Raw genomic sequence first — 6,785 nt, 5'->3', positions numbered from 1 at the left:
AATCCAGCCATTGTTGACGTGTCAGCTATGTCTCCGAACACCCGTCAGTGATCTGTCCGGGCTAAACATTCAGCCGGGCGATCCAGTATTCCAGAGGCGTCGGTGAATGGGCCGCGAAGCCGCGGCGTACTGGATGCCCCGGTCGAGCCGGGGCATGACAGCGGAGTTTTGGGGTGGCAGCGGGCCAACCGCATCATCCCATCCTGCCCCTGATTTGCCCGACGAAGCAAATCCTTGTTTTCGCTCTTTCCGAATTAGAAAACTCCAGTGATTTCCGTATGCTTCCTACTGTGCATGGGGTTGTTTTCGCGTTTTTTGGTTGGAGCTCGCCTCGCCTGCCGCTACGCTTTGCGGCATCCGCGTCCGTCATCGAGGTGATCCCATGCCGATCCAGCATTTCGCGGCCCCACCGAACGTCAAGGCGCCGCCGCTGTCCTTTGCCACCCGCGTCGGCGATCTGCTGTTCGTCTCGGGCATTCCCGGCTTCGACGCCAAGGGCGCGCTGCCCGATGGGTTCGAGGCGCAATTCGCCAATGTCGTCGTCAACATCAAGCGCGTGCTGGACGAGGCCGGCGCAGGCGTCCGCGACCTCGCCAAGGTCAACGTGCTCTTGACCCGCACCTCCGACGTCGCCGCCATGAATGCGCTCTATGCCGGCGCCTTCGGCCCGCCGCCCTACCCCGCGCGCACCACTTGCGTGGTGCAGGCCCTGCCCGATCCGAAGATGCTGATCGAGATCGAGGCGGTGGCCTCGCTGGCGAAGTGAGCCGCCCGGCGTGTGGCTTGTCGGGCACGCGGCCAAACCAAATGCCTGGGGAACAGCTGACATGTCCGTGAACGGCAGCTCCCCCGCTTGCAAAGGATCTGCTTTTACCGCACGAATTTTGGGGTTCACGTTCCCATCAGGAGATATTTCATGCGTCGCGTTCTCGCGCTCTGTGCCGTTGCCGGCATCGCCACCTCCGTCTTTGCCGTGCCGGCCTCGGCCAAGGTCGGCTATTACGTGATCCGCTGGGACAACACCGGCATCTGCCAGGTCTGGAACGAGGACCTAAAGTACAAGCCGTTCCAGTTCGGGGTGTCGACCTACAAGGTCGTCAGCAAGCCGCTCCCGACCTTCCAGCAGGCCTCTGACCTGCAGATCAAGATGCGCGCCGAGCGCCGCTGCACGCTCTAGTCTTGAAGCGACAACATCGGATTTCGAGGGCGGATCGCGCGAGCGGTCCGCCTTCTTCGTTTTTGCAAGACCGTCTGTTTTCCGGCCGAAATCAGGTATTTCCGGCGCCCGTCCTTTGAACCTGAGCCGCACGCGGAACTACTCACCTCTTGTCCGGCGCGCCCCCGATGCGTCCGGCATCAGCCCTCCCCGTCATTGCCGGGAGGTGCATCACATCATTCATTTCGAGGAGCTGATCATGCGTCGTATTTCCCTGCTGTGCGCTGCCGCCGGTCTTGCCGTCACTGCGTTCATGGCTGCGAGCCCTGCCGAGGCCAGCTATCACCTGATCCGCTGGCAGGACACCGGCTTCTGCCAGATCTGGGACGAGAGCATCCCGACCACGCCGTGGCCGGCCGGCTATCACCGCGCCAGCGCCAGCGTGCCGACCTTCATCGACGCCCTCGCGGCGAAGGATGCCGCGCTCAAGAACGGGCACTGCACCTGGTAAGATTTCGATCGGCGGACGAAAAACGGGCAAGGGCGATGGTCTCGTCCTTGCCCGTTTGTTCTTGTCCAAGCCATATGAGCTGACGCCGTAGGGTGGGCAAAGCGGAGCGTGCCCACCAACTCCATCCGTTACGACGACGTGGGCACGGCGCGTCGCGCCTTTGCCCACCCTACGAGATATCGCTTGGAACGCTCACGCGTCCTTGTGCGCGCCGGGATGGATCAGGACGTCGCGCGCGGCGGCGAGATCGATGAAGGCCTGCGTGCTGCCGCCGCGGTCGGGATGCATGCCCTTGGCCGCCCGGCGATAGGCCTGGTTGATGTCCTCGCAGGTGAGCTGCACCGAAAGCGGCAGGCCGAGCAGCTTGCGGGCGCGATCCTCGGTGGAGAGCTGTTTCGGCATGGCGTTGCGGCGGCCGAAGCGCGGCGCGGTCAGGTCGTGGACGACCTCGAGCACCACGGCGAGACGGCGCTGGGCCGCCAGCGTGACGCCGTGATCATGATTGTCGATTGCCTGGCGCAGCACCGGCAGTGCCTGCTCGGCGGCCTGGCGCAGCATCGTATCCGTGCTCATCCGCGCGATCTCGGCCACGAGCCGGCCCGCCTCGGCGAAGTCGGCCGACTGCGCCGAGCGGAGGCGTTCGAGGGCGAGTTTCCAGGAGTCGATCCGGGGGTCGAGCCGTTCCATCATGCGCGCAACGTTTAGCAACGAGGATCAGTATGCCAAGGCTGCCGTTTCCGACCCCTTAATTTCGCGTTAGCTTTTCGTGAAACTTCGAAACGAATTCGGAAGGAATTCATCGCGGCATTGCTTGCGGGCCGCATCCGCCGTCACACCGCGCGCGATGTGCTGCCAGACCCCGCGCTGGTCAGTTGAACTGATACGCAAGACCGAACGTCGCGGTATGGGTGCGCAGCGTGACGTCGAACGTGTCGATGGTGTTGCTCGTCGCGAAGGTCCCCGTTCGGCTGATACTAAGGGTCGACGTGCCGAAATCGGCGAAGCGGTATTCGGCGCGAGCCAGCCAGTGATGGCCGAGCGCCGTCTCCAGGCCGCTGCCGATGGTCCAGCCGGGCTTCGTCGCGGCGTTCGCGATCACCGGCGGCGAGGGGCTGAACCTTCTCCGGCAGGGTGCGCTCCCGCAGGTCGAAATCACCTCGTCATGCTGCCACGCAGCGCCGCCACTCAAGAAAAGAAGTGTCGCCGGTGTCACCAGGAAACCGAGACGTGCGCGAAGGCCCGCGTCCCACGTCGTCTTCAGCACGAGAGAATCGGTAGTCGTCTGGAAAGTGCCGAAGGCGGGCGACACCGGATATCCATCAAGTGTAGCGGTCCGGTCGGCAAAGCCGACATCGCCCTCGATACCGGCGACCCATTTGGGAGCAAATTGCCAGTTGATGCCGGCATAGGGGTTGGCGCGGAATGCAGTGCCGTTGAACGGCTGGGCATGCTCGGCAATGCGGAACGGGGCCCCTCCAAATATTTGCGATTTCGCCGCCGCATTCGCCTGCAGCGCCCGGGCGCCGAGGCCAAGACCGAGATACGGGCCGGTCCACGACATCGCGATCGGAACTGCCTTGACCATCGGCGCCGCCGGCGCTCCGGCCACGACAGGGTCGCCAAACTTGTAGCCCACGCCGAACGAAGCGGTATGCGTCCGCATCCTGAGATCGAAATCGTCCGTGGTCGGACTGAACGCCGGGTTGATAAGGGCCGTCCGGGAAATGGTGAACGGGGCGGCGCCAAAATCGGCATAGCGATATTCGGCGCGCGCGAACCAGTTGCCCCCGAGAGAGGTCTCGATGCCACCGCCGATGGTCCATCCGGCCCGGGTCCGAGAAGCCGAGATCACGCCGGGCGAATAACCAACGCTCTGACAGCCGTTGTCGACGCAGATGGAATTGATCCCGCTCCTCTGCCAGGCGACGCCGCCGGTCGCGTAGGCCAGCGTGGCGGGTGTGAGCAGGAAGCCGAGGCGGGCGCGCAGGCTGGCGTCCCATTCGGTCTTCACGGTCAGGCTGTCGCGTGGCAACGGAAACGCGGTAAAGCCCGGCGAGAAGGGCTGCGATTGGCGCTTGGTGGATTGATCGGCAAAGCCGATATCGCCTTCGAGGCCTGCGACCCATTGCGGGGCAAACTGCCAGTTGAATCCGGCAAACGAGCTGGCACGAAAGCCCAACCCGTCGAACGACGCGCCGGTCGGCCGTCCGTCCGCCAAATCTTGCGGGATGCCGCCAATCGTCTCCGAGTTGGTCACGGCATCGGTGCGCGTGGCGCGGGAGCCAAGCCCCAGACCTGCATAGAACCCACTCCAGGGGGATGCGGCCGTCAACGGGACCTTGGAGGCGGGCGCGGTCCCGATATCCGCCGCCTGGGCAGGCGCCGCCACCGCGAACGCGATCAGCGCGGCACTTCCGAATGTCACTCTGTTCATGCGCCCGATATCCCCGTCGGCGCGCGGAATCGCCGCGGCCCCATATGTCCGGGACAAGATGTGAGGCCAGCGACTCCAGACTTCTTGGACACATGCGACGGCGAATTGGACAGGCACGAACCGGCAACTTTCCTGCCGCGTCGTGGCATCTTTGCCACATGCACCGGTCGTCCCCCGCCGCGATTGCATGAGGCGCGAGCGCCGCACGACGTTTTCGTCGCTTCGGTTTTCAACTAGTCTCGTTGGCAACATTCAAAAACAAACAGCCAGGGAAACGCCATGCCCCTTCTCCAGAACCACATCGCCGTCGTCACCGGCGCCGGCTCCGGCATCGGCCGGGCCATCGCGGCGGGCTACGCCCGCGAGGGCGCGCAAGTGGTGCTGCTCGACGTCAACGCGGAGACGGTCGCGGAAGCCGCCCAGGAGATCCGCAAAGCGGGCGGCAGGGCGGAGAGCTTTGCGCTCGACGTGACCCGTCGCGAGGATTGCTTCGCGCTGGCCAAGCAGGTCGCCGACCAGGTCGGGCAGGTCTCGATCCTCGTCAACAATGCCGGCATCACCCGCCGCAACGCCTTCACGGCGGAGACCGAGACGGTGGCGAAGGACTGGAACGACATCATCTCGCTCAACCTCAACGGCGTCTTCAACGTGACGCAGGCCTTCCTCGCACCCCTGCGCGCGAGCAAAGGCCGCATCGTCAACATCGGCTCGATCCAGTCCTTCGTGCATCTGCGCACGCCGAGCTCGGCGGCCTATACGACCTCGAAGCACGGCGTGCTCGGCTTCACCAAGGCGCTCGCGGTCGAGCTCGGCAAGGAGGGCGTGCGCGTCAACGCGATCGGGCCGGGCTTCATCGAGACCAACATCAACGCCAATGTACGCGCGACCAATCCGGCGCTGGTGCAGGCTTTCGTCGACCACACCCCGCTGGCGCGCACCGGCAAGCCCGAGGACATCGTCGGCCCGGCGATCTTCCTGGCGTCGGACCTGTCGGCTTACGTCACCGGAACGATCGTGATGGTGGACGGCGGCTACCGGACGGTGTGAGGCGCGAAGCGCTTCAACAAGCACGGTGTCATCGCCCGGCTCGACCGGGCGATCCAGTATTCCAGAGCCGGCAGCCACCGAATCGACGAGTCGCGGCGTACTGGATGCCCCGGTCAAGCCGGGGCATGACACCTGCTCAACGGTAAGAGATACTCCCGCATCGCGATGCATCCCGCGCCAATCGCGGCGGCTTCGCGGCTTTCCCGAGGTGATCTGGTGCGATCGCCCGCGATTAACCTTTCGTTAACCAAACCCGCCCACCGTAGATTCACGGCTTGGGGGTCGTTTGTTCTCGATCCGCTTCCAACGATGGAAGCGGGCGTTGATCGGGGAGTGTGTTGATGACCACTGTTCATGTCGCCGCGTCCGAACCGGGCGCACAGTTTCTTGCCCCCAACCAGATCGTTCCGCTTCTGATCGGCGCCACCGTCGACGAGGTCGAACGCGAGCTCGTGCTCCAGACGCTCGCCCGCTGCGACGGCAATCGCACCCGCGCCTCGCGCGTGCTCGGCCTGTCCGTGCGCACGCTGCGCAACAAGATCAAGCTCTATGCCGCCTCGGGCATCGAGGTGCCCGCCTATCAGGATTAGCGTCCGAGCACGCACCGCTGAATCAGTCCGCCGGCGATGACCGCAAGTGCGATCATTGCGACGGAGGCGGCGATCATCTCGATCGCACGGAGGAAGAAGGCCGTCAGGACAGCCCATGACGGCTGCGGCTCCTCGGCGAATGCGACCGGCACGACGTCGGGGACCAGTTGGTGAGCGAGGCCAAGTGCTGCTGCAAGGACGACGGCGAACAGCCAAAAGATCTTCCACGCTGCACGCATCGGTCGCCCTCGCAAGAGTTGTGGCCACTTGATCGATGACACAGCGGCGCGTGCCGCCGATTGATGTTGATCAAGCGTGGCGAGGTGCCCCGGCGGAATTGCTGCTGTCGTCAAACGCCGCTAAGTAGCTTGCTTCCGCACAAGGAGCAGTGGCGTGGCAGACGAACAGAGACGGCAGGGAGCTCAGGGACCGCGCGGGCGGCAGGGCGAGCCGGGACGGCCGGGACCGCAGGGTCATCCGGGCCGGCGCGGCCCCGACGGCGCGCGCGGAAAGCCCGGTCCGCAGGGCAAGCCGGGACCGATCGGAAAAGCGGGTCCCCAGGGCAAGGTCGGTCTTCAGGGCAAGCAGGGCGAAGCCGGCCCGCGTGGGGCCATCGGCGCGCAGGGACCTGCCGGACCGCAGGGGCCGGCGGGGCCGCAAGGCCCGCGCGGCGAGCCGGGACCTGCCGGTCAACTGCCTTCGATCGAACAGGTGCTGCCGTGGCTCGATCAGCTGTTCGACGCCTGGGACGAGCGCCGCCGCCAGCGCGAACGCGAAGCCGCCGAACGCGACGCGCAGGAGGCCGCCGAGCGCGCTGCGCTGGAAGCCGCCGTGCGGGAGACCGACGAGGCCATGGTCGATGACGAGAGCGCCGCCGCCGCCGACGACGACGAGCACAAGAAAAAGAAGAAAAGGAAGAAGCACCGGGATTAGCAATTCACGCGTGCCCCAGACGCAGCGCAGCACGCAGTGAGGCGCAGCCGAGCCGGGACCCATGTTACCGGGACCTGCGCCAATCATTTCCGGGTCCCGGGCTCCGCGCCGCAG

The 6,785-nt window shown here is 65.3% G+C and carries 9 protein-coding genes; 6 read left to right on the top strand and 3 right to left on the bottom strand.

The features are described from left to right. Nucleotides 1-382: 382 nt before the first annotated feature. The 3 genes from CO669_RS14200 to CO669_RS14190 all read left to right on the top strand — a co-directional run bounded on the left by CO669_RS14200 (nt 383) and on the right by CO669_RS14190 (nt 1,667). Nucleotides 383-766, top strand: coding sequence for a RidA family protein (locus CO669_RS14200; protein WP_097660412.1), 384 nt, complete (start codon nt 383-385; stop codon nt 764-766). 150 nt (nt 767-916) lie between these two features. Continuing rightward, nucleotides 917-1,177, top strand: a complete 261-nt coding sequence (locus CO669_RS14195; protein ID WP_097660411.1) for a hypothetical protein — start codon at nt 917-919, stop codon at nt 1,175-1,177. A gap of 238 nt (nt 1,178-1,415) precedes the next feature. Continuing rightward, entirely contained in the window at nt 1,416-1,667 is a 252-nt protein-coding gene (locus tag CO669_RS14190; RefSeq protein ID WP_097660433.1) for a hypothetical protein, read from the top strand. A 192-nt stretch (nt 1,668-1,859) separates the two neighbouring features. Here CO669_RS14190 and CO669_RS14185 read toward each other — a convergent pair whose 3' ends face one another. Beyond that, the gene (locus tag CO669_RS14185) at nt 1,860-2,357 is read right to left on the bottom strand and encodes a molecular chaperone DnaJ (RefSeq protein WP_097660410.1); all 498 of its coding nucleotides are present in this window, start codon (nt 2,355-2,357) and stop codon (nt 1,860-1,862) included. 178 nt (nt 2,358-2,535) lie between these two features. Further along, the gene (locus CO669_RS14180; protein ID WP_245444311.1) at nt 2,536-4,218 is read right to left on the bottom strand and encodes an outer membrane protein; all 1,683 of its coding nucleotides are present in this window, start codon (nt 4,216-4,218) and stop codon (nt 2,536-2,538) included. Between the two features lie 162 nt (nt 4,219-4,380). On the opposite strand from CO669_RS14180, the gene CO669_RS14175 reads away from it, so the two are divergent. After that, on the top strand, nt 4,381-5,148 hold the full coding sequence (locus tag CO669_RS14175; RefSeq protein ID WP_097660408.1) for an SDR family NAD(P)-dependent oxidoreductase: 768 nt from the start codon (nt 4,381-4,383) through the stop codon (nt 5,146-5,148). 341 nt (nt 5,149-5,489) lie between these two features. Continuing rightward, nucleotides 5,490-5,738 carry a helix-turn-helix domain-containing protein gene (locus tag CO669_RS14170; RefSeq protein WP_028138133.1) on the top strand — a complete coding sequence of 83 codons (249 nt, stop codon included), beginning with the start codon at nt 5,490-5,492 and terminating at the stop codon, nt 5,736-5,738. Here the strand turns inward: CO669_RS14170 and CO669_RS14165 are convergent. Further along, a complete protein-coding gene (locus tag CO669_RS14165) occupies nt 5,735-5,977 on the bottom strand; it encodes a hypothetical protein (protein ID WP_097660407.1) in 243 nt (80 codons plus the stop codon). The genes CO669_RS14170 and CO669_RS14165 overlap by 4 nt on opposite strands. Before the next feature lie 154 nt (nt 5,978-6,131). On the opposite strand from CO669_RS14165, the gene CO669_RS14160 reads away from it, so the two are divergent. After that, entirely contained in the window at nt 6,132-6,671 is a 540-nt protein-coding gene (locus CO669_RS14160; protein ID WP_097660406.1) for a collagen-like domain-containing protein, read from the top strand. Nucleotides 6,672-6,785 lie beyond the last annotated feature (114 nt).

Origin of the sequence: Bradyrhizobium sp. Y36 (assembly GCF_002531575.1) — a bacterium.
Lineage (GTDB): Bacteria > Pseudomonadota > Alphaproteobacteria > Rhizobiales > Xanthobacteraceae > Bradyrhizobium.
This window is presented reverse-complemented; position numbering and strand designations above follow the sequence as displayed.